This window comes from Halomonas dongshanensis, assembly GCF_024790395.1.
Lineage (GTDB): Bacteria > Pseudomonadota > Gammaproteobacteria > Pseudomonadales > Halomonadaceae > Vreelandella > Vreelandella dongshanensis.
Genome location: NZ_JAJISC010000003.1, coordinates 86,703 through 107,977, shown reverse-complemented (window position 1 = coordinate 107,977; position 21,275 = coordinate 86,703). Strand labels below are relative to the sequence as shown.

Here is a 21,275-nt window from a genome sequence, read left to right as displayed (position 1 = left end):
CAGGGATAGTGACACCTTCATGCGTAGACTCCCCTCCTCCTATGTCGTGGCTAGCCTTTTAGTGCTTGGTCTGGTCGTTTGGCTACTGCTGGGCGATTTTCAGCGCTTTCAGCCCACCCCGCCCGAATCGCCCCCCCCGAGCGCCGAAGGGTCTCGGGTTGAGGTAACGACACGCCACAGCACGTTTTATGTACCGCGCCAGATCGTGCAAGGCCAGCTGAGCGCCGAACGCGAAGTGACGCTGCGCGCCAACGTCGGCGGCGTGGTGCAGGAGAAGCCCGTCGCGCAAGGCAGCCGCGTGAATGCAGGCGACACCCTGCTGATTTTGGATAACGATGCCCTACCCGAGCGCCTGCAGCAGGCCCGCGACGAGCTAACGCTTGCCCAGGCCGAATATGCGGGCGCCCAAAACCTGCGCCAGCGCGAACTCATCTCGCAGCCCGAACTGCTCCGCCTGCAGGCCTCACTCAGCGCCAGTGCTGCCCAAGTCGCGCAGTTGGAAAAACAGCTCAACGACTCGCGCCCCCAAGCGCCTTTCGCGGGCACGCTTGGTCGCGTTCAGGTGGAGGTAGGCGACTTGGTGCAGCCCGGCGAAGAGTGGGGCGAGCTCGTCGACGACAGCCGCCTGACCGGCGAAGCCTGGGTATCGCAGCAGGAGGTGGGCGAGCTCAGCGCTGGCTTGCCGGTGAGCGCGCGCCTTTTGAATGGCGAGCAGTTGGAAGGCGAGTTGACCTTCGTTAGCCCCCGCGCCGACGAGTCCACCCGCACTTTCTACGTCGAAGCAACGCTCGACAACCCTCGCGGCCTCACCATGGCGGGCGGCAGCGCCGAGCTGACCATCACCCTGGCGCCGCGCGAGGTACACCGCCTATCTCCTGCGCTGCTGTCGCTAAATGATGAAGGCCGACTGGCGGTAAAATACGTCGATGCCGCCAACGACGTCGTTCAGGCGCCGGTCGAGTTGGTCAGTGCCACCATCGAAAGCGCTTATGTCAGCGGCCTGCCCGAGCAGATCGAGCTGATCACGCTGGGCGCAGGTTTGGTCGAGCCAGGCGAAAGGGTCGATCCCGTTCGCGTTGACGACACCCCACGCGAGGCTCGCTGATGCGCCAGTTGATCGATGCGGCGCTTCACCATACGCGCACCACGCTATTTCTGCTCGTCAGCTTACTGCTGGCAGGCGTTGCGGCCTGGCAAGTGATTCCCAAGGAGGCCAATCCGGACGTCACCATCCCGATGATCTACGTCTCGCTGACGCTTGAGGGCGTGAGCCCCGAGGATGGCGAGCGGCTGTTGATTCGCCCCATGGAGCAGGAGCTTCGCGGCATCGAAGGCCTGCGCAAGTTCACCGCGCAAGCCAGCGAAGGGCATGCTTCGGTAACGCTCGAGTTCGATGCCGGTTTCGATCCTGATACCGCCCTTTCCGATGTGCGTGACCGCGTCGACATCGCCCGCAGCGAACTGCCGAGCGAAGCCGATGAGCCACGGGTGATGGAGGTCAACGTCTCCGAATTCCCGGTGCTCACCATCGGGCTTTCGGGGCAGTTGGATACCCGCGAGCGCATCACCATCGCCCGCCGCCTACAGGAGGAGATCGAAGGCATTGCCGACGTGCTCGAGGTCGAGATCGCAGGCGAACAGGAGGACATGCTCGAAATCGTGGTCGACCCGTTGGTGCTGGATAGCTACGGCGTCGATTTCAACGAGCTGTTCAACATGGTGTCCAATAATAACCGCCTGGTGGCGGCGGGAAGCCTAGATACCGGCGCAGGGCGTATGGCGCTCAAGGTGCCGGGGGTGATCGAGTCGCTGGAAGACGTCATGGGGATGCCGGTGAAGGTGGATGGCGACCGCGTAGTGACCTTTGGCGACGTGGCCTGGATTCACCCTACCTTCAAGGACCCTGAAGGCTTCGCCCGCATCGACGACCAGCCCGCCGTCGTGCTTGAGATTTCCAAGCGTGCGGGGGCCAACATTCTTGCCACCATCGGTGCGGTACGCCAAACGCTCGATGAGGCTGCCGACCTGCTCCCCGAACAGCTCAACGTCACTACGATTTTGGATGAGTCCGCCACCGTACAGGACATGCTCTCGGAGCTTCTTAACAACGTACTGACCGCTGTGGTGCTGGTGTTGATCGTCATCGTCGCGGTAATGGGCGTGCGCATGGCGCTGCTGGTAGGGCTGACGATTCCCGGCGCCTTCTTGACCGGCATTCTGCTGATTTGGGCCTTTGGCTTCACGCTCAACATCGTCGTGCTGTTCGCCCTGATTCTGGTCGCAGGCATGCTGGTAGATGGCGCCATCGTGGTCAGCGAGCTGGCCGACCGCCACCTTCGCGAAGGGCAAACGCCTCATCAAGCCTGGCTCAACGCCGCCTCGCGGATGAGTTGGCCAGTTATCGCCTCCACGGCCACCACGCTAGTGGTCTTCTTGCCGCTGCTGTTCTGGCCCGGAGTAGTCGGTCAATTCATGAAATACCTGCCCGCGACGGTGATTTTGTGCCTATTGGCCTCGCTGGCGATGGCGCTGGTGTTTCTGCCAACGCTTGGGCGGTTATTCACCCGCTCGACGCCCATTGAGGCATCACCAAGCGCACGACCAGACCAGAGTACGCGGCTTGGGCGTGGCTACCGCCAGGTGCTTTCGCGCTTGCTCAAACGTCCGGGCTGGGTGCTGACGTTGGCGATTCTTCTTTTGGCGCTGGTCTACATCGCGTACGGCCGGTTCAACCATGGCGTGGATTTCTTCCCCAATGTCGAACCCGACAGCGCTCAGGTGCTGGTCCGCGCCCGGGGAGACTTCTCCGCCGAGGAGGCCGACGCCATCGTCAAACGCGTCGAAGCGCGCTTGGCCGGCATGAGCGAGGTGCGCGCCCTCTACGCGCGCTCCTTCGCTATGCCCAATCAGCAGATGGGTAACGACGTTATCGGCATGCTGCAGTTCCAGTTCGTCGACTGGTACCAGCGCCGCCCCTCACGCGAGATATTGGCCGACATGTCGGCACGGGCAAGCGATCTTCCGGGCATTCGCCTGGAGTTTCAGGAACAGGAGATGGGCCCCGGCGGCGGTAAACCCATCGTGCTGGAAATCAGCGCCCTCGACCCCGACGTTGCCGATGCGGGCGTCGATCAGATCGAAGCATTGATGCGTGAGCTTGGTGGCTTCATGGCCATTCAAGATAACCGCAGCCTGCCGGGAGTGGAGTGGCGTATCAACGTCGACCGCGAGGCAGCGGCGCGTATGGGTACCGATATCGCGACTATCGGCAGCGCCGTGCAGCTGTTGACCACGGGCTTGCAGGTTGCGAGCTACCGCCCACCCGAGGTGAGCGATGAGGTGGATATTCGCGTCCGGCTACCCGAAGGCTGGCGCTCGCTCGACCAGTTGGGGCGGCTGACCATCAATACGCCACGCGGCCAAGTGCCCATTTCACACTTCGTCACCATCGAACCGGCGCCCAAGGTAGGCACGCTCAGCCGCATCGACGGACGGCGCGCGGTCACTCTGGAGGCCGATCTGGAACCAGGCTATCTCGCCGATGAACGCCTGGGTGCGCTACTCCAAGCCGCTCAGGGCCAACTGCCGGATGGCCTCGTGGTCAACGTTGCAGGCGAGCAAGAGGATCAGTTGGAAGCCATGCGCTTTTTGGTCGCGGCGTTCTTCGTCGCCATTGGGTTGATGTCGCTGATTCTGGTGACTCAGTTCAACAGCTTCTATCAATCCGCGCTGGTGCTTTCGGCCATCGTCTTCTCGACGGCGGGTATCCTCATCGGGCTACTGGTGACCGGGCAAGCCTTTGGCGTGGTAATGGTCGGGATGGGCGTGATCGCCCTGGCGGGGATCGTGGTGAACAACAATATCGTCTTGATCGACACCTACAACGAGCTTCGCCGCGACGGCATGGCGCCTGGTGAAGCGGCGCTGGAAGCGGGCTGCCTGCGCCTGCGCCCGGTGCTGCTCACCGCCATCACCACCGTACTCGGGCTTTTGCCGATGGTACTGGGGCTTAACGTCAATCTCTTCGCCCCATCGCTTGGCTTCAACGCCCCCTCGGCGCAGTGGTGGGCGCAAATGTCCAGCGCCATCGCCGGCGGCCTCACCTTCGCCACCGCCCTTACCCTCCTGCTCACCCCCTGCATGCTCGTCATCGGCGGCAAATTAGGGCGTAATCGGTGAGGAGTAGTGAATGGCGAATGGCGAATGGCGAATGGCGAATGGCGAATGGCGAATGGCACCGTAGCGTGGCGTAACGAGCGCAGCGAGGCACCCGCGAAGGCGGCGACAGCCGCCCTGGTTTGTGCCACCGCACCCCCATGGCCGTGCTGCGCACGGCTTTCGCGGGTGCGCTGCGCTTACCCACGCTACAAGGGTGACGAGTTTATGTGCTCCGTAGCGTGGCGTAACGAGCGCAGCGAGGCACCCGCGAAGGCGGCGACAGCCGCCCTGGTTTGTGCCAGATATGGCTTACGGAACGGCAGGATTATCGGCGGGGCTGTGGGCGGCGTGTAGGCGGGCGATGAGCTGATCTTCGAGGGCGAAGCGTTCGGTCAGACCTTTGACCAGACGTTCGATCCAGGCGGGCAAACGCGCTAGATGCTGCTGGCAGTTGGCCGAGTTCTCGAAATGCTTGTCGAACTCGAGCGCAAGCTCGGTCGACATTTCCAGGCGCTCTAACAGCTTCGAGGCAATTACCAGCGCGTTTTCGTCACCAAAGGCGCGAGCCTCCTCGGCAAGCTGCGGGTAGATCTCGAAGTGCCCTGCGCTGATATAGTCCATCAGCAGCTGGCTAAAGGTATCGATGCGCTCTTTGCTGACGGCTTCGAGCTCGGCGTCGCAGGCTTCTTTCAGTTCGATGAAGCTGACGAGGAGTTCACGCCGTTGATGCAGCCAGCGGTCGATCAGTACGTGTACGCCCCCCCAGCGCTCCAGGGCATTCTTGCAGTTCTCGAGCATGGCGTTTCCTCCTATATCTGCCGCTGATGACATCCAACGGTACGCGGTGAGCCATCGCTAGAGTCACCGCTAGCCTCACTCGCTGTCAATCGTCACGGTGTTTTTTCGCTGCAAGTTTAACCACCGGGCACCCTAAGGCGCCCAGAGGTTCAACGCTTGAAGGCAAGCCAAATAAGGCGTAGCGGTACCAGCGCCAGCACCACGAAGCCAACAAGCGTCCATACCGGCAGGGAAAAGCCCATGAAGGTGAAGTCGATCTCGGCGCACTCACCGGAGCCTGTTAGCACCATGGAGACGACCTCCTGAAACGGCAGGATCTTCATCATGTAATCGAGCCCCGGCCCACAGCTGGGCACCTGATCGGCCGGCAGCGTTTGTAGCCACACGTGGCGCCCGGCGATGAAGGCGCCCGTTGCCGTGGCGATCAAGCTCAGTACGCCGTAAATGCCCGCTCCTGCCTTGCCTTTCGGGTTATGCAAAGCAGCGATCAGCAGAATCACACCTACCGAAATGACCGCCACGCGCTGGAAGATACACAGCGGGCACGGTTCGAGCCCGACTACGTGCTCCAACACCAGCGCCACGGCCATCATCAACACACAGAAGGTAACCCCCACCAGCGCGACTGCGCGCACGCTCATCGTGTTCATTGATCATCCTCAGAGGAGAGCGGCGAGAGCTTTCGCGATTCACGCGCCTTTTCGAAGTAGGTCGACAGGAAAGTGGCGAAGGGTTCGGTATCCGCCGCCTCGATATCCTGCTGTTGCTGATGCGAGGTCTCGATCAGCTGATCGAGCAGCGCCTCGCGCGCGCGCTGCATGGGGGCTTGCTTAAGGGCCTCGGCCTGGGTCTTGGCAAGCGCCAGGGTCAGCTCGCTGAGCGAGCCACCGTGCGCGGCCAGCTGCGCCAGCACTTGAGCCGAAGGCGTCAGCGACGGATCATCGAGGCGCGGGGCGAGCTCATCCAGCGCTTCGGCGTGAGGCGTGCCGCTCTCGTTGGCATCCAGAAGCCGCGCCACCTCGCGCAGCTCGGCAAAGATCTCCGTGCCCCAATCGCGCAGGCCAATCGATTCGCCCTGACGACGCAGCGTAAGCTTAGGATCGCGACCGCGATCCACCACCAAGCGGCGGTTGTCGTCGAGGTGGTCGCACTCGTCATCGCTGATCCAGGGGCTTTCGCTAAGCAAGCACCAGAGCATGAAGACGTCGATGAAGCGCAGCTGGGTTTCGGTGACACCAAGTGGATCGAAGGGGTTGAGATCGAGACAGCGTACTTCGATGTACTCCACCCCTCGCGCTTCGAGCGCTTGGCTCGGCGTTTCGTTGTGCTTGGCAACGCGTTTGGGACGAATGTCGCTGTAGTACTCGTTCTCGATCTGCAGAATGTTGGCGTTGAGCTGGCGCCAGTCACCGTTGACGTTGACACCGATTTTTTCGTAGTCGGGCCAGGCAGCAGTGATCGCGTGGCGCAGCGTATTGACGTAGTTGGCCAACGAGTTGAAGCAGATCTTGAGCTGCGACTGCACCTTGTTCTGGTAGCCCAGATCCGACATACGCAGCGTGGTCGCGTAGGGGGCGATTAAGGTGTCGTCGCTGGCCCATTCGAGCTTGGCGGGCATCTCACCCTCGCGCAAAAAGCTCTTGTCCACCGCCGGAGAAGCGCCGAAGAGGTAGAGCAGCAGCCAGCTATGGCGGCGGAAATGGCGAATCAAGCCAAAATAGCGCGTCGAGCGGTAGTCGTTGAACGGCGTCTCGGTGGCCTGCTCTAGTTCGCGCAGGGCGTGCCACATTTCATCCGGCAGCGACACGTTGTAGTGCACCCCGGCAATAGCCTGCATGATGCGCCCGTAGCGCACATCGAGCCCTTTACGATAGACGTGCTTCATGGTGCCAACGTTGGAGCAGCCGTAATCGGCGATGGGCACGCTGTCGTTGCCATTAAGGCGCGCGGGCATGCTGCTCGGCCAGATCCACTCGTCTTCGAGGTGCTGGTAGGTGAACGTATGCAGGTCGGACAAAAATCCCAGCGCTTCGCGCGGCTGCGAATAGACCGGGGTGATGTATTCGAGCAGCGCTTCGGAGTAGTCGGTGGTGATATGGGGGTGGGTCAGCTTGGAGCCGAGGGCCCTAGGATGCGGCGTCTGGGCGATGCGCCCGCTGGCGTCTACCCGCAGACCCTCTTTCTCTAGACCACGGCGCAGCCGCCCAAGGCGGCCTGCCTGGGCGCTGGGCAGCAGGCGCTCCACTTGCGCGCTGAGCGCCGATGGCACGGTGGACGATTCAGACAAGGTCAACATTCCTTGGTGGCGCGGCCCGCTTCCCGCGGGCCGAGTAGTCATCAGGTAGCAGCACTCAAGATAGCAGCACTAAACAAAAGGCAGAATATGGCGACAGGCGTGAAAACTTCAAGGCACACGCGTGTGACTTACTTGCCCTTGCGCGCCTTGAGCAGCGCAGCGCCAAGCGCACCCATGGCCGCAGGCTCCTGCGCGCGAGACACTTTGGCGTTAGCGTTGGCGTTGCCACGCGGCGGTTTGCGCGAGGCATGACGCGGCGTGCTCGCGCCCTCTTCGGCGCTTTGCGGCTCGTCGCTAAGGCGCATGGAAAGCCCTACGCGCTTACGCGCAATGTCCACGCTCATCACCTTCACCGTGACGATATCGCCCGCCTTGACCACGCTGCGTGGGTCTTCGACGAAGCGCTCCGAGAGAGCCGAAATGTGCACGAGACCGTCCTGGTGAACGCCGATATCGACGAAGGCGCCAAAGTGAGTCACGTTGGTCACCGTGCCCTCCAGCACCATCCCCAACGCCAGATCGTTCAGAGTTTCAACGCCCTCGCGGAATTCGGCGGCCTTGAACTCGGGGCGAGGGTCACGCCCTGGCTTGTCGAGCTCCTTGAGAATGTCGCTCACCGTTGGCACACCAAAGCGCTCGTCGGCGAACGCTGCAGGCTTGAGCGCCTTGAGCGTTGCGCTATCGCCAATCAGCGCTTTCACCTCGCGCCCGCTACCCTTGGCGATGCGCTCGACCAGCGGATAGGCTTCCGGGTGCACGGCGCTGGCGTCCAGCGGATTGCTGGCGGCGTGAATGCGTAAAAACCCGGCGCACTGCTCGAAAGTTTTGGGCCCAAGGCGGCTAACGTCGAGCAGCTCCTGGCGGCTCTTGAAGGCGCCCTTGCTATTGCGCTGGGCAACGATGTTTTCCGCCAGCGTCGTGGTAAGGCCCGAGACGCGTGAAAGCAGCGCGCTAGAGGCCGTATTGAGATCGACGCCGACGGCGTTGACGCAGTCCTCGATCACCGCCTCCAGGCTTTTGGAGAGCTGCACCTGGGAAACGTCGTGCTGGTACTGCCCTACCCCAATGGATTTGGGTTCGATCTTGACCAGCTCCGCTAGCGGGTCCTGCAGACGGCGGGCGATGGAGACGGCGCCACGAATGGTGACATCGAGCTCGGGCAGCTCACGCGCCGCGTATTCGGAGGCCGAGTAGACCGAAGCGCCTGCCTCGGAGACCATCACCTTGCTCAAGCGGTGCGCGGGCGCCAGCCCCTTGACCAGCTCACCGGCTAGCTTGTCGGTTTCCCGGCTGGCGGTACCGTTGCCCACGGCCACCAAGGTGACGTCGTGTTTTTTGACCAGCGCGGCCAGAGTTGCTAGCGACTCCGCCCAGCGGTTCTGCGGTGCGTGCGGGTAGATGGTGTCGTGGGCAAGAAACTGCCCGGTGGCATCGACCACGGCGACCTTACAGCCGGTGCGAAGGCCTGGATCGAGGGCAAGCGTGACCTTTTGGCCCGCTGGGGCAGCCAGCAGCAAATCCTTCAGGTTGGCGGCAAAGACCTCGATGGCAGTGAGCTCGGCCTGTTCACGCAGCCGACCAAGAAGCTCGGTTTCCAACGCGGTGTAGAGTTTGACCCGCCAGGTCCAGCGCACCACTTCATTGAGCCACTTGTCGGCAGCACGCCCTTCGTCGCGAATGCCCACCTGCTTGGCGATGGCGACCTGGGCAGGATGTACCGGCGCCTCATCTTCATTCGGCAGGCGGATCGCCAAGCTGAGCACGCCTTCGTTGCGCCCACGAAACATTGCCAAAGCGCGGTGCGACGGCGCTTTAGCCAGCGGCTCATCGTGCTCGAAGTAGTCGGCAAACTTGACCCCATCGCGCTCTTTGCCTTCGAGTACGCGGGCGCTGAGCTCGCCCTCTTGCCACAGGCGCTCGCGCAGTTGGCCAATCAACTCGGGGTCTTCGGCAAAGCGCTCCATAAGGATCTGTTTGGCGCCGTCGAGGGCTGCCTTGGCATCTTCGATGGCGGGTGTCTCGCCTTCGGCTGCGCGCAGATAGCCTGCGGCTTCGTGCTCGGGGTCAAGGGTCGGATCGGCCAATAGCGTATCGGCAAGCGGCTCGAGGCCTGCTTCGCGCGCGATTTGCGCTTTGGTGCGGCGCTTTTTCTTGAACGGTAGGTAAAGGTCTTCCAGGCGCTGCTTGGTTTCGGCCGCTTCGATGCTCGCTTTGAGTGGGCCGTCCAACTTGCCCTGCTCGTCGATGGCAGCGAGCACTGCACTGCGGCGCTCTTCGAGTTCGCGCAAATAACGCAGCCGTTCGTCTAGCTGGCGCAGCTGGGTGTCGTCTAACGCGCCCGTTACCTCTTTACGGTAGCGGGCAATGAAAGGAACGGTCGCGCCATCGTCCAGAAGCGCCACTGTGGCCGAGACCTGTTCGGCGCGCACGCCAAGCTCGGTCGCTAAACGTGAAATAATACGCTGATTGACATCCATAAATCGCAACTAACTCATGCAGCATTCCAAGTGCCGACACGGTATCACACTCCACTGCCAGCCGCCTGCTCACCCGCCGCGCAGTAGAGACAGCGTTGGTCGACCTCGGCAATGGCAGTAACACCGAGCAGCGCCATATCGCGTTCGATCTCACTTTCGAGCAGCGCGATCACGTGTTCCACCCCGGCCTGCCCGGCGCAGGCGGCCGCGTAGTTGAAGGGGCGGCCGACGAAGACGAAATCGGCGCCTAAGGCCAGCGCTGTGAGCACATCGGTGCCGCGGCGAAAACCGCTGTCGATCATCAGCGGCATAGTGGGAAGGCGCCGTCGTATCTCGGGCAGTACCGTCAGCGGCGAAATGGTGCCGTCGAGCTGGCGCCCGCCGTGGTTGGAGAGAATGATGCCATCGACTCCGGCATCGCAAGCGCGTACGGCATCGTCAGGGTTGAGCACGCCTTTGACGATCAACGTCTTGGGCCACAAGCGGCGCACTAGATCGAGATACCCCCAGTCAAAATGACGCCGCCCGGAGAAGTCACGCGCCGCGCGACGCGAGACCATCGGCGCGCCGCGTTCGGCATGGTTGTTCTCGAAGTGCGGCATACCGTGGCGTTTGAGCGTACGGGCGAAGGTGTTGAGCAGCCACTCCGGACGCAGCAGGCCATCGAGCGCTAATCGAAGCGTTGGCACCAGCGGCGACGAAAACCCCGCCTTACGCATGTTGTCGGGGTTGGGTGGCACCGGATAGTCCAGTGTCACGACCAGCTTCTCGAACCCCGCCCGCGCGGCTCGCGCTAAAAGCGCTTCGATACCCTCCGGGGTGCCCGGCAAGTAGACCTGGAACCAGTCGGCGCCGTCGACCTTCGCCACGTCTTCCAGCGGCACCAGCGAGGAGCCGCTCATGATCATCGGCACGTTACGCGCAGCCGCCGCCCGTGCCAACACGAGATCGCCCTGGTAGACCGAAAGCGCGCTGATCCCCATGGGGGCAATCCCAAAGGGCGCGGCGTAGCGCCTACCAAAGAGCTCGGTTTCAAGACTAACCTTGGCCACATTGACGAAGGCGCGGGGCAGCAATCGATAGGCCGCGAACGCATCGACATTGGCCCGCTGGGTGCGCCCATCTTCGGCGACGTGAGCGATATAGCCATAGATCGGCCGTGGGAGCTTACGCTTCGCCAGCCGCTCCACGTCGTGAAGGTTGTGAATACGGGCCAACGCCCTACGGGTCCAAAACGAGTGCCGAGAGTGAGATGCCATGAAAGCTGCCTATCGTAGTATTTGATCAAGCAGCATCGTACCCGATATAGCCGCTCAGACGGACGCGCCTTTGGTCCAGCGCGCGAGATCGTCGAAGAACGCGAGGCACCGATCGATCTGCTCGATTTCGATGAACTCATCCGGCTTGTGCGCTTGCTGGATGGAACCTGGCCCCAGAATGATCGAAGGAATGTTACCCACGACTTCGAACACGCCCCCTTCCGAGCCATAAGAGACTTTACCGGCACGCGACGGCAGGATCGGTTCTATCGCTTTGAATAGGGGCGTTTCGGTCGCATCGCCCATGGCGGGATAGGAGAATTGCTCCTGCCACTCGATCCGCGCTTGCGGGGAAAGCGTTTGCATTGATGGCAATAGCGCTGACTCTATCTCGTCGATCAGCGCCTGCATGTCTGCCTGGGCGGCGTTTTGATCGATGCTGCGCAGCTCGAAGACGAAGCTGCAGTGATCCGGCGTGATATTGGTCGCCACCCCTCCTTCGATAATGGTCGCAAGCGTCGTCGCGTGCGGCACGGTGAAATCCCCATCGAAGGGGCCTTCACGCTCGTAGCGGCGTTCGCGCTCGCCGACCATCGCGATGATACGCGCAGCGTACTCGACGGCGTTGACGTGCTGCGGGGCGAACGACGAGTGTCCCCCTTCGCCGTGCACCGTCACACGCATTGCGATCTTGCCCTTTTGGCCGTTGACCACATGCATCTCGCTGGGCTCGCCGATGATGGCAAGCCCTGGAGGTGTTTCGATGCTGGCAAGATGGCGCGCAATGGCCGGAGCACCCAAACAGCCCACCTCTTCGTCGTGCGAAAAGCAGAAATAGAGCGGATATGTAAGCTCACCGGATAACAGCTCGGGTGCTGCCGCCATGACGCAGGCGGCGAAGCCCTTCATATCACAGGTGCCGCGCCCGTAAAGGCGCGCTTCGCGCTGGGTGAGACAAAACGGATCGCTACGCCAAGCGCGCGGATTGGCGGGCACGACATCAGTATGCCCCGAAAGCACGATGCCGGACACATCGTGCGGTCCTGCGCTGGCGATCAGATTGGCCTTCTCTCCCGTCTCGTCGAACAGCACCACCGTCTCCATCCCAAGCTGGGCAAAATATGCCTGCATGTGGTCGATGAGCGCGCGGTTCGAGTAGGCGCTGGTGGTATCGAAACCGATCAGCGCCTCGAGATGATCTATGGCCGCCTGTCGGCGAGGGTGCGGAGGCTGGGCAAGGGCACTCATGGCATGAACTCCTTTTAAAGGTGGCGCGTCAGCGTTTGGCTTTATTGAGCTGCTGGCGGATGGTGATGATTAAGACGAACAGCGCCAGCGCCGCAAAGAGCCAGGTAATCGGCGAAGAGAGCAGAATGCTGGGATCCCCCCGAGAAAGAGCCAGAGCGCGGCGCAGGTTCTCCTCCAACATCGGGCCCAAAATGAAGGCGATGAGAAACGGCGCTGCCGGTATGGCGAACAGGTACATCAAAAAACCGAACACGCCCATGGCCAGCAGTACATAGACATCGAAGAGGCTATTGGAAATGGAGAAAATGCCGAACAAACAGAGGATCAACACGGTCGGCGCCATCATGCCGGGAGGAATGCGCGAGATATGCGAAAACATGCGCATGGTCACCTTGCCCGCGCCGAACAGCAAAATGGACGAGAACATCATGCCGATGAAGAGCATGTAGATCTCGTTGAGGTTGGTTTCGAACATCATCGGCCCCGGTGTCATGCCGTGAATCATGAAGGCGCCGAGCATCACGCCGGTGATGACGTCACCCGGCACGCCAAGCGCCAGCAGCGGAATCATCGTCGAGCCGCAGCAGCCGTTGTTGGCCGACTCCGACGCCGCGATCCCCTCCACTTCTCCGTGGCCGAAGTTATCGCGATTCTTCGATGAGCGCTGCGCCTCTCCGTAGGCTGAAAACGCCGCCGCCGATGGCCCGATACCGGGAATCGCCCCCATGACCACGCCAATGGCGCTCCCCTTGAGCATGGCTTTTAGCGAACGCCTAAGCTCTTCGCGGGTGACGCGGTTATCGCCCATTTGCATCGGCTTGGCGGTTTGCTGGTGACGAAAGACGATGATTTTGAGCAGTTCGGGAATCGCGAACAAGCCGATCAGCACCGGGGCAACGGCGAGCCCGCTCTGCATGTCGACGGTGATATCGAAGCGAAACGAGCCGTACATGTCCTCACCCACGGTGGCGAGCAAGAGCCCCAAACAGGCCGATACGAGCCCCAGGAGCAGCGAGCGCCCCGATACACCGGCGACCGTGGTCAAGGCAAACACCATCAGCATGAAAAACTCAGGCGGCCCGATACGCAGGGCGAGAAGCGCCAAAGGGGCGGCAATGAAGATCAGCGATAGATTGGAGATGAAATCGCCGGTGCACGAGGAGTAGAGTGCCATGTTCAACGCCTTACCCGCCTTGCCCTGCTGCGCCAAGGGGTAGCCATCGAGAGTGGTACACGCGGCCGAGGCGGTACCCGGCGTCTTGATCAAAATGGCAGAGACCGAACCGCCATAGGTCGAGCCCTTATAGAGCGCTACCAACAGCAAAATACTTGGGATCGGCTGCATGTAGAACGTAAAGGGCAGCGCCAGCGTTACCGCCATGGTACCGGTCATGCCGGGAATGGCACCGATGATCACGCCGCCCCAGATACCCGCCGCCATGATCAGAAAATTCTCGATCGTCGCGACGGCCTGAAAAGCCATCAACAAGTCGTGCAACATGGTGATCGTTCCTGGTGTGGTGGCTCTAGAAGCCCAGCGCGCGAAGCAGACTACCTACGGGAAAGCGCGTACGCAGCGCGCTGGAGAAGAAGAAAAACAGCGCCACAGGCAGCCCAATCGCGAGTGCAAGCGAAACCGGCAAGCGCGCACGGGCGTAGCCGGTCATGGCGAGCATCAGCAGCAGCATCAAGATGCTGGTGAGCAGAAACCCCAGAAAGGGAACCAGCAGGGCGTAGAGCACGAAGGCCGCTACGGCGAGTGCAAAGCGCAACAGTAGCGTCGCCTTAGGCGCCTCACCGCGCAGAACCGACGCTGACTCGGGATCGGCGATCGCTTCGGCGCGCTTGGAAAATGAAAGCGCGACGAGCAAAAGCCCCAGCGCCAGCCCAAGACCCGACACCGTACGCGGCCACATGTCTGGCGGGGGAGCGAAGCCCGGAATAAAGCTTGGCCGAGGTACATAGACCGGAATCAATACCAAGAGCACGATGCCAAACAAAACGGCAACGCACGCGCCGCGCCATACGCCCATGGCTTCTTCTCCCCTTTTTTCACGCCTGCTTTACGCCACCGTTGGGATTGCTTGCTTACTGCAGGTAGCCAAAGGATTCTGCCAGTTCACGGTAGAACTCATACTGCTCCTGGGCGTAAGTGGTCATATCGACGCTGCCGATGGTAGAGACCGAACCGCGATCCTCGGCGCGTTTGAGCCAGCCTTCGCTTTGCGCCACGCCTTCGAGCACCTCGTCCCACTTGGCTACCACCTCTTCGGGCAAGTCGGGCGGACCATAGAGCGCGCTCCAGCCGATGACCTGCCCCGCCAACTCATAGCCAAGCTCTTCGGCAGTCGGCACATCCGGCAGAGCCTCCATACGCTCGGGTGAATAGACCATTAGAGGGCGCATATCACCGCTTTCGATATGCGGCATCAGCGAGGCCGCGGCGATGGCGAGAAAATCGACGTGCCCGCCTAAAAGCGCCGTCGCTAGCTCACCGCCGCCACGGTAGGGAATCACGGTCGCGGCCGTAAGCGGGTCCATATCCGCATCGGCTAACAGCGCCTGTACGGTGAAGCCATCGATGGCCGTGGCGCCGGAGGCGGCATAGCTCATCGCGCCATTGCTCTCTTCGATGCCTTCCAGCAGCGCCTCGACGCTCTCATAGGGTGAATCTTTGCCCACGGCAAGAATCATCGGCGTGGCTTCGATGGGGCTCAAAAAGGTGTATTCGTCCCAGCCTACGCTGCTGTTTTCGTTGACTGCCGGAGAGAGCGCCATGCCCACGCGTGCTGCGCCTGATGGCGAGCGTTCGTGACACCCAAAAAGAAGCCGAAGCCATCGCCAACAATCAGATCGGCACCGTGGTCATCGCTGCGCAGCCCATCTTCTGCGATACCTTCCTGCTCGACGTGATCAAGCGCTTCAAGGAGCAGCATCCGCAGGTACGGGTACGGGTCATCGACGCCGGGCTGCACGAATTGTTGAAGATGATCGATAACAACACCTGCGACCTTGCCTTGGGTATTACCCTGGAAGCCGAAAGCTACGGCGCCACCATGACGCGGCTGGCGCTGTGTACCGCGCGTTGCATCATGCACCGCCATCACCCGCTGGCCAAAGCGAGCAGCGTGCCGCTACGCCAGCTACAAAACCAAACCTTCGTCGAGCTCACGGCCGATAGCCCCTTGCGCGCACGGGTGGATTACCTGCTTCAGTCCATCGATATCAAACGCCATATTGCAGCGGAGCTGCGCCATTTACGCAGCGTCTGCGCGCTGGTAGATCGAGACCTCGGCATTGCCATCATTGATCCTACGGCGGAGCTGTTGTTCCAGGGAACCAACGTCGTCTCCAAGCCGCTTGAACCCAGCATCGATTGGGAAATCGCCCTACTGACTTCCAAAAGTCGCCCTTTAAGCCTCGTTGCGCGCGCCTTTTGCGACGAGATTTACCGTGAAATCGACAATATGAAAGAGTTGGAGATTTTGCAGCCGCTGCCTGAGGCGTGATCCAAGGGATCTTTCCAATGCCTTTTTTTGTCCATACAATAAGGCAATGATCATCGACTTCGATCCCAATAAAAGTGCACGCAACGCCAAGGATCGCGGGCTCCCTTTTAGCGTCGTGGAGCAGTTCGACTGGGAGGACGCGCTACTGGCAGAAGACGACCGTTTTGCCTATCCCGAGAGGCGTTTTGTGGCGCCTGGTAGGATAGGTAAACGCGTCCATGTCGTGTGCTTTACGCCTATCGAAGGAGGCATTCGGGTCATCAGTTTGAGAAAGGCTAATTCACGCGAGGTACGCCGCTATGACAACGCAACTCACGAGTAAGGATGGCGAAGTCCGCGAGCTAAACGATGACGACGTAAAAGACATGCGTCGTATGGCGGAGGTTTTGCCTACTTCGCTCCAGCGTAGCATTGGGCAACGCGGTAAACAGCAAGCGCCGACCAAAGTCAAAACGTCGATCCGACTTTCACCGGATGTGATCGACCACTTCAAGCAGCAAGGGGATGGCTGGCAGCGTCGTATCGATCAAGCGCTTAAACAGTACATTCGCGAGCACGGGTAGACCTCTTCCCGGCACTTCTAAAGTCCCGATACTTCCAAAGTAAAACGCCCTCCCCGTCAGCAGACGTGGGAGGGCGACCATCGAGGTAGCGCGTTTATCTGACCTTAACGTTACTCCACGTCACTCTCGGCAAGTCCCATGAGCTCGCGGATGGCGACGGCGAAGAGCGCGAAGCTGGTTTCGTGGCCGTTGCTGACCTCGTCGATGAGGCGGCGCCAGCGCTCGTGAAGAGCGGAGTGGGCGTCGAGCCACTGTTGGACGCGCTCTTCGGTCGAGCGGCTACCGGCGTCGTTCTTCAGCACGCTCGTAGTGAGCGCGAGCTGCTGGCGGTCGATATCGTCGCGGAAGGTTTCCCGCGCCTGGGCCTGCCAGCTGTCGCGTACTTCGAGTTGAGTGACCTGCTGAACCATCCAGGGCAGCTCCAGGCGGTTGCCGACCTCGTAGAAGACCTCTGCAACGCGCTGGGGCTTCTCGTTGGTAATGCGAGCGGCTTGAATGATGCCAAGGCCAGCATAGAGGCTGGGCGCAGCAGCAATGGTCGCGGCAAGCGCCTCGGGCACGCCCGCATCAATGAATTCGTCGCGCCGTGCGTGCCAAGTGGCCAGCTCGTCGCCGCTGAGCATCTCGTCCATGCTTTCCTGTAGCTGGGTCAGACGCGGGCCGAAGTACTCGATGGCGTCCTGCGTCGACGTATTGAGGTGCTGGCGCAGGAACCAGCGCGTGGCGCGGCGAATCAGGCGCATCAAATCGAGCATCATGCGGTACTGGATGTCGCTCGGCACCTGGTTGTCCAACGCTTCGAGCTCGGACCAGAGCGCAGGCATGTTGAAGCTATCGCGCGCCATCACGTAGGCGCGGGCGATCTCGGCACGGCCAGCGCCGGTTGAGTCGATCAGGCGGCGTACGAAGACGATACCCATGTGATCCACCAGATCATTGGCCAACTGCGTGGCGACGATCTCGCGCTTCAGCCGGTGCTCGTACATCTCCTCTTGATAGTGCTCGACAAGCACACTCGGGAACAGGCGCTCCAGGTGACGATGCACGTAGCTATCGTCGGGCACGTCGGAGTTGATCAGATCGCCTTTGAGCGTGCTCTTGGCGTAAGAGATCAGTACCGAAAGCTCCGGCAAGCTCATACCCTGCCCGCTACCGGCGCGCTCTTTGAGCTCGTCGTCGCTAGGCAAGAACTCGAGCTCACGGTCGATCTGCCCGGCTGTGGCCAGCTCGCTAATGAAGCGGCGATAGGGCCCGATTCCCTGGTGCGAAAGGCGCTCGGAGAGATCCAACGCCTGGGTCTGGCGGTAGTTGTCGAGAATCACCAGCTCAGCCACTTCATCGGTCATGTCGGCGAGCAGTTGGTTGCGCTGCTTCTCGGTCATGTCGCCGCGTTTGACCACTTCGTCGATCAGGATCTTGATGTTGACCTCGTGATCGGAGCAGTTGACCCCGCCGGCGTTATCGATGAAGTCGGTGTAGACGCGCACGCCTTGGGCAGCGGCCTCCATGCGCCCACGCTGGGTCAGACCGAGGTTACCGCCCTCACCCACCACGCGGCAGCGCAGGTCACAACCGTTGATGCGCAGCGCATCGTTGGCCTTGTCGCCCACGTCAGCGTCGGTTTCGCTGCTAGCCTTGACATAGGTACCGATACCGCCGTTCCAGATCAAATCGACCTGAGAAACCAGCATGGCGCGAATCAGCTCGTTGGGCGAAAGACGGCTTTCGCTGATACCGAAGCGCTCCTGCATCTGCGGCGTGATGGCGATCGACTTGGCGCTGCGCGGGAAGATACCGCCGCCTTCGGAGATGAGCTCGGCGCGGTAGTCCTCCCAGCTCGAACGCGGCATGTCGAAGAGGCGCTGACGCTCGGCGAAGGCGGCCTCGGTATCGTCGGGGTTGGGGTCGACGAAGATGTGCAGGTGGTTGAACGCTCCCACCAGTTGGATCTTGTCGGAGAGCAGCATACCGTTGCCGAAGACGTCGCCGCCCATGTCGCCAATGCCGACCACGCTGAAGGGCTGCGCTTGGGTGTCGATACCGAAGCTTCTGAAGTGACGCTTGACCGACTCCCACGCACCGCGCGCGGTGATCCCCATCTTCTTATGGTCGTAGCCGTTGGCGCCGCCCGACGCAAAAGCATCGCCCAGCCAGTGGCCATACTCGAGCGAGATGGCGTTGGCGATATCGGAGAAGGTTGCCGTGCCCTTATCAGCGGCAACCACCAGGTAGGGGTCGTTATCGTCGTGGCGCACGACGTCTTGCGGCGGCACCACGTCGCCGCCGACGAGGTTATCGGTGACGTCCAGAAGCGCACGAATGAATATCTTGTAACAGGCGATCCCCTCTTGCTGCTGGGTTTCGCGATCGGGGTTTTCGGGCATACGCTTGCACACGAAACCGCCCTTGGCGCCCACCGGCACGATGACCGCATTCTTCACCTGCTGCGCTTTCACCAAGCCCAGCACTTCAGTACGGAAATCCTCATGGCGATCCGACCAGCGCAGGCCGCCACGCGCAACCTTACCGCCGCGCAGGTGCACCCCTTCGACGCGCGGTGAGCAAACGAAGATCTCATACGCCGGGCGCGGCTTGGGCATGCCGGTAACTTTGGAGGGTTCGAGCTTGAAGGCGATGTAGTCTTTGGCGCGCCCTTCCGGCGTGCGCTGGTAGTAGTTGGTACGCAGCGTTGCCTGAATCAGCTCCATGAAGCGGCGCAGAAGCTGGTCGTCGCTAAGGCTTGCCACCCCTTCGAGCTGCTCGTTGAGCGTGGCCAAACACTCGCGGGTGTCGCGCGACTCGCGCTTGGGATCGAAGCGCAGGCGGAACAGCGCCACCAGCGCTTGGGTGATCTCGGGATAGTTGGCCAGCGTCGCGGCGATGTAGTCCTGCGACATGCCAAAGCGGATTTGCTTCAAGTAGCGCGCATAGCCGCGCAGCATGGCGACCTCGCGCCAGTCGAGGCCGGCGCCGATGATCAGCCGGTTGAAGGCGTCGTTATCGGCCTCACCCGCCCAGATACGCTTGAACGCCTCGGTGAAGCCATCGCGCATTTCGCTCAGGCTCACTTCGCTGCCGTAGTGTTCGAGCTCGAAGTCGTGAATCCAGTAGTGCTTGCCCTGGGCGTCGAGCTCGTAGGGGCGCTCGCCGATCACCCGCAGGCCGAGATTTTCCATCATCGGCAGCACGTCAGAGAGCGGAATCTGACCGTCGCCATGGAAAAGTTTCAGGTTGAGACCGCTGGCGCTGTCCTCCAGAGGACGATAGAGCGAGAGCGCCAAGTTGTCGCCGCTATCGAGCTCTTGCAGCTTCTGGATGTCGTAGACCGCCGTGCGGGCGGTATAGTCTTCGCGGTAGCTGGTCGAGAACGCCTCGCGGAACTGATCCATCAGCAGATTGGCCTGCTCTTCGCCGAAGCCTTCGGTCATCGCCTCTTGGAGCTCGTCGCGCCAGCTGCGCGACAAGCGTGCCACCTTGGCCTCCAGGCGCTTGACGTCGAAGTCACTGGGCGTATCGCCATTGAAGCGCAAGATGAGCTGGATACGCGCGAGCACCGACTCGGAAAGATAGGTGTTGAAGTCACCGAAGTGGGCGTCCATCTCGTCGCACAGCATGTTCTGAATGCGCTGGCGCAGATCGGTCGAGAAGACGTCACGCGGAACGAAAACGAGGCAGGAGTAGAACTTACCGCTGATATCCGCACGGATGAACAACCGTACCTGGCGCCGCTCGCGAATGTTGAGAATGCCTAACGCCGTTTTGGCCAGCGCGTCGGTGCTGATCTGGAACAGATCATCGCGCGGGTAGACCTCGAGCACCTGCAAAAGCTGCTTGCCGTTGTGGCCTTGAGGGCTGAAGCCGGCAATATCGGTGACGGCTTTCAGCTTACGCCGCAATAGCGGAATGTTGCGCGGTGACTCGTTATAGACCGTGGAGGTAAAAAGCCCAAAGAAGCGGCGCTCGCCGATCACGTTGCCGTCGTCATCGTAGCGGTCGACGGTGATGTAGTCCGGGTAAGTCGGCCGATGCACCCGCGAATGGTGGGCGCTCTTGGCGAAAGAAAGAAGCTGCGGCACCAGAACATAGCCGTTTTGCTCGTCAACGCCCTCTTCGGTGCGAATACGCTCTTGATAGCGCGGCTGATCGAGGCGGAATACGCCAAGCAGGCTGTCAGGGTCGCGCTTCAGTCGGCCATCGACCAGGTGATACTCGTCGTAGCCCAGGAAGGTGAAGTTGTCCTTGAGCAGCCACTCGAGGAAGGCGATGGCCTCTTCGTGGTCGTCGGGGTCGATCTGCGGCGGGCAGTTCTTCTCCAGCTCCTGGATCGATTCGGTGATACGCCCGCACATGGGGTCGAAATCGGCAACGGCAGTGCGTACGTCGCGCAGCACGTCGTGAAGGTTGCGCTCGATCTTGTGCAGAAAATCGGGATCGGTACGTCGATCCACCTCGATGACGATCAGCGACTCGCGCCCTTCCGGCGCGTTCTCGTCGCGCGGCGAGCCAATCCGCTCGAGGTGGTGCTGGCCGTTACGCGCAACCGCTAGCACCGTATTCTGGATGGCGTGGACGGTAAGGCCACGGCGGTTGAGCTCGATGCGCACCGAGTCGACCAGAAACGGCATGTCTTCGTGCAACACGGCCACGAAGGTGTGCGCCGACTGCCAGCCGTGCTCGGAGAAATCGGGGTTGAAGACGCGAACCTTGGGTTTGTCGCTGTCGTGGTGGAGCAAAAACTGCCAGATAGAGAGCGTGGCGCCGTAGAGATCGTCCAGGCGGCGATCGACGAGGTCCTCGATGGGCACCGTCGCGTAGAACTGCCTGGCAAAAGCGTCTATCGCCTCCGCACGCGCAGGCTCCAAGCGCGCATGCAAGCGCTCCTGAAGCTGCTTCAACAGATCTTGCCGACTCTCTTCAATCGCAACGTAATGCATCCCTACACCTCGACTGCCGGGGCCGCTTGGCGG

15 protein-coding genes are annotated in these 21,275 nt (G+C 61.4%); 5 read left to right on the top strand and 10 right to left on the bottom strand.

The features are described from left to right. Positions 1 to 19: 19 nt before the first annotated feature. Both LLY24_RS07300 and LLY24_RS07295 read left to right on the top strand, forming a co-directional pair. On the top strand, positions 20 to 1,105 hold the full coding sequence (locus LLY24_RS07300) for an efflux RND transporter periplasmic adaptor subunit (RefSeq protein WP_259035625.1): 1,086 nt from the start codon (positions 20 to 22) through the stop codon (positions 1,103 to 1,105). Then, positions 1,105 to 4,179: an efflux RND transporter permease subunit gene (locus tag LLY24_RS07295; protein WP_259035624.1), complete on the top strand. Its 3,075-nt coding sequence runs from the start codon at positions 1,105 to 1,107 to the stop codon at positions 4,177 to 4,179. The genes LLY24_RS07300 and LLY24_RS07295 overlap by 1 nt, the downstream gene beginning before the upstream one ends. A 288-nt stretch (positions 4,180 to 4,467) precedes the next feature. Here LLY24_RS07295 and rsd read toward each other — a convergent pair whose 3' ends face one another. The 9 genes from rsd to LLY24_RS07250 form a co-directional block, all read right to left on the bottom strand. After that, positions 4,468 to 4,956 (bottom strand): sigma D regulator, encoded by a 489-nt coding sequence (gene rsd / locus LLY24_RS07290; RefSeq protein WP_259035623.1) that lies wholly within the window; start codon positions 4,954 to 4,956, stop codon positions 4,468 to 4,470. Between the two features lie 149 nt (positions 4,957 to 5,105). Then, positions 5,106 to 5,606, bottom strand: coding sequence for a disulfide bond formation protein B (locus LLY24_RS07285; protein WP_259035622.1), 501 nt, complete (start codon positions 5,604 to 5,606; stop codon positions 5,106 to 5,108). After that, the gene (gene gshA, locus LLY24_RS07280; RefSeq protein ID WP_259035962.1) at positions 5,603 to 7,252 is read right to left on the bottom strand and encodes a glutamate--cysteine ligase; all 1,650 of its coding nucleotides are present in this window, start codon (positions 7,250 to 7,252) and stop codon (positions 5,603 to 5,605) included. The genes LLY24_RS07285 and gshA overlap by 4 nt, the downstream gene beginning before the upstream one ends. Positions 7,253 to 7,380: 128 nt before the next feature. Continuing rightward, positions 7,381 to 9,729 (bottom strand): Tex family protein, encoded by a 2,349-nt coding sequence (locus LLY24_RS07275; protein WP_259035621.1) that lies wholly within the window; start codon positions 9,727 to 9,729, stop codon positions 7,381 to 7,383. Positions 9,730 to 9,773: 44 nt separating this feature from the next. Then, positions 9,774 to 10,988 (bottom strand): alpha-hydroxy acid oxidase, encoded by a 1,215-nt coding sequence (locus LLY24_RS07270; protein ID WP_259035620.1) that lies wholly within the window; start codon positions 10,986 to 10,988, stop codon positions 9,774 to 9,776. A gap of 54 nt (positions 10,989 to 11,042) precedes the next feature. Then, positions 11,043 to 12,236: an acetylornithine deacetylase gene (gene argE, locus LLY24_RS07265; protein ID WP_259035619.1), complete on the bottom strand. Its 1,194-nt coding sequence runs from the start codon at positions 12,234 to 12,236 to the stop codon at positions 11,043 to 11,045. 28 nt (positions 12,237 to 12,264) lie between these two features. Then, entirely contained in the window at positions 12,265 to 13,737 is a 1,473-nt protein-coding gene (locus LLY24_RS07260; RefSeq protein WP_259035618.1) for a tripartite tricarboxylate transporter permease, read from the bottom strand. A 25-nt stretch (positions 13,738 to 13,762) separates the two neighbouring features. Further along, positions 13,763 to 14,269, bottom strand: a complete 507-nt coding sequence (locus tag LLY24_RS07255) for a tripartite tricarboxylate transporter TctB family protein (protein WP_259035617.1) — start codon at positions 14,267 to 14,269, stop codon at positions 13,763 to 13,765. Between the two features lie 55 nt (positions 14,270 to 14,324). Continuing rightward, a complete protein-coding gene (locus LLY24_RS07250; protein WP_259035616.1) occupies positions 14,325 to 15,014 on the bottom strand; it encodes a tripartite tricarboxylate transporter substrate binding protein in 690 nt (229 codons plus the stop codon). Positions 15,015 to 15,034: 20 nt separating this feature from the next. Between LLY24_RS07250 and LLY24_RS07245 the strand changes: the two genes are divergently transcribed. The 3 genes from LLY24_RS07245 to LLY24_RS07235 are packed head-to-tail and all read left to right on the top strand — an operon-like array spanning position 15,035 to position 16,308. Next, positions 15,035 to 15,745: a LysR substrate-binding domain-containing protein gene (locus LLY24_RS07245; protein WP_259035615.1), complete on the top strand. Its 711-nt coding sequence runs from the start codon at positions 15,035 to 15,037 to the stop codon at positions 15,743 to 15,745. Between the two features lie 46 nt (positions 15,746 to 15,791). Continuing rightward, positions 15,792 to 16,067: a BrnT family toxin gene (locus LLY24_RS07240; RefSeq protein WP_259035614.1), complete on the top strand. Its 276-nt coding sequence runs from the start codon at positions 15,792 to 15,794 to the stop codon at positions 16,065 to 16,067. Next, positions 16,045 to 16,308, top strand: a complete 264-nt coding sequence (locus tag LLY24_RS07235; protein WP_259035613.1) for a BrnA antitoxin family protein — start codon at positions 16,045 to 16,047, stop codon at positions 16,306 to 16,308. The genes LLY24_RS07240 and LLY24_RS07235 overlap by 23 nt, the downstream gene beginning before the upstream one ends. Before the next feature lie 110 nt (positions 16,309 to 16,418). Here LLY24_RS07235 and LLY24_RS07230 read toward each other — a convergent pair whose 3' ends face one another. Continuing rightward, on the bottom strand, positions 16,419 to 21,242 hold the full coding sequence (locus LLY24_RS07230; protein ID WP_259035612.1) for an NAD-glutamate dehydrogenase: 4,824 nt from the start codon (positions 21,240 to 21,242) through the stop codon (positions 16,419 to 16,421). Positions 21,243 to 21,275 lie beyond the last annotated feature (33 nt).

What these genes read in the sequence shown, in the direction of transcription:
- LLY24_RS07300 (WP_259035625.1), top strand. Translation starts at nt 20, where the DNA reads ATGCGTAGACTCCCCTCCTCCTATGTCGTGGCTAGCCTTTTAGTGCTT.
- LLY24_RS07295 (WP_259035624.1), top strand. Translation starts at nt 1,105, where the DNA reads ATGCGCCAGTTGATCGATGCGGCGCTTCACCATACGCGCACCACGCTA.
- rsd (WP_259035623.1), bottom strand. Translation starts at nt 4,956, where the DNA reads ATGCTCGAGAACTGCAAGAATGCCCTGGAGCGCTGGGGGGGCGTACAC.
- LLY24_RS07285 (WP_259035622.1), bottom strand. Translation starts at nt 5,606, where the DNA reads ATGAACACGATGAGCGTGCGCGCAGTCGCGCTGGTGGGGGTTACCTTC.
- gshA (WP_259035962.1), bottom strand. Translation starts at nt 7,252, where the DNA reads ATGTTGACCTTGTCTGAATCGTCCACCGTGCCATCGGCGCTCAGCGCG.
- LLY24_RS07275 (WP_259035621.1), bottom strand. Translation starts at nt 9,729, where the DNA reads ATGGATGTCAATCAGCGTATTATTTCACGTTTAGCGACCGAGCTTGGC.
- LLY24_RS07270 (WP_259035620.1), bottom strand. Translation starts at nt 10,988, where the DNA reads ATGGCATCTCACTCTCGGCACTCGTTTTGGACCCGTAGGGCGTTGGCC.
- argE (WP_259035619.1), bottom strand. Translation starts at nt 12,236, where the DNA reads ATGAGTGCCCTTGCCCAGCCTCCGCACCCTCGCCGACAGGCGGCCATA.
- LLY24_RS07260 (WP_259035618.1), bottom strand. Translation starts at nt 13,737, where the DNA reads ATGTTGCACGACTTGTTGATGGCTTTTCAGGCCGTCGCGACGATCGAG.
- LLY24_RS07255 (WP_259035617.1), bottom strand. Translation starts at nt 14,269, where the DNA reads ATGGGCGTATGGCGCGGCGCGTGCGTTGCCGTTTTGTTTGGCATCGTG.
- LLY24_RS07250 (WP_259035616.1), bottom strand. Translation starts at nt 15,014, where the DNA reads ATGGCGCTCTCTCCGGCAGTCAACGAAAACAGCAGCGTAGGCTGGGAC.
- LLY24_RS07245 (WP_259035615.1), top strand. Translation starts at nt 15,035, where the DNA reads ATGGCGAGCGTTCGTGACACCCAAAAAGAAGCCGAAGCCATCGCCAAC.
- LLY24_RS07240 (WP_259035614.1), top strand. Translation starts at nt 15,792, where the DNA reads ATGATCATCGACTTCGATCCCAATAAAAGTGCACGCAACGCCAAGGAT.
- LLY24_RS07235 (WP_259035613.1), top strand. Translation starts at nt 16,045, where the DNA reads ATGACAACGCAACTCACGAGTAAGGATGGCGAAGTCCGCGAGCTAAAC.
- LLY24_RS07230 (WP_259035612.1), bottom strand. Translation starts at nt 21,242, where the DNA reads ATGCATTACGTTGCGATTGAAGAGAGTCGGCAAGATCTGTTGAAGCAG.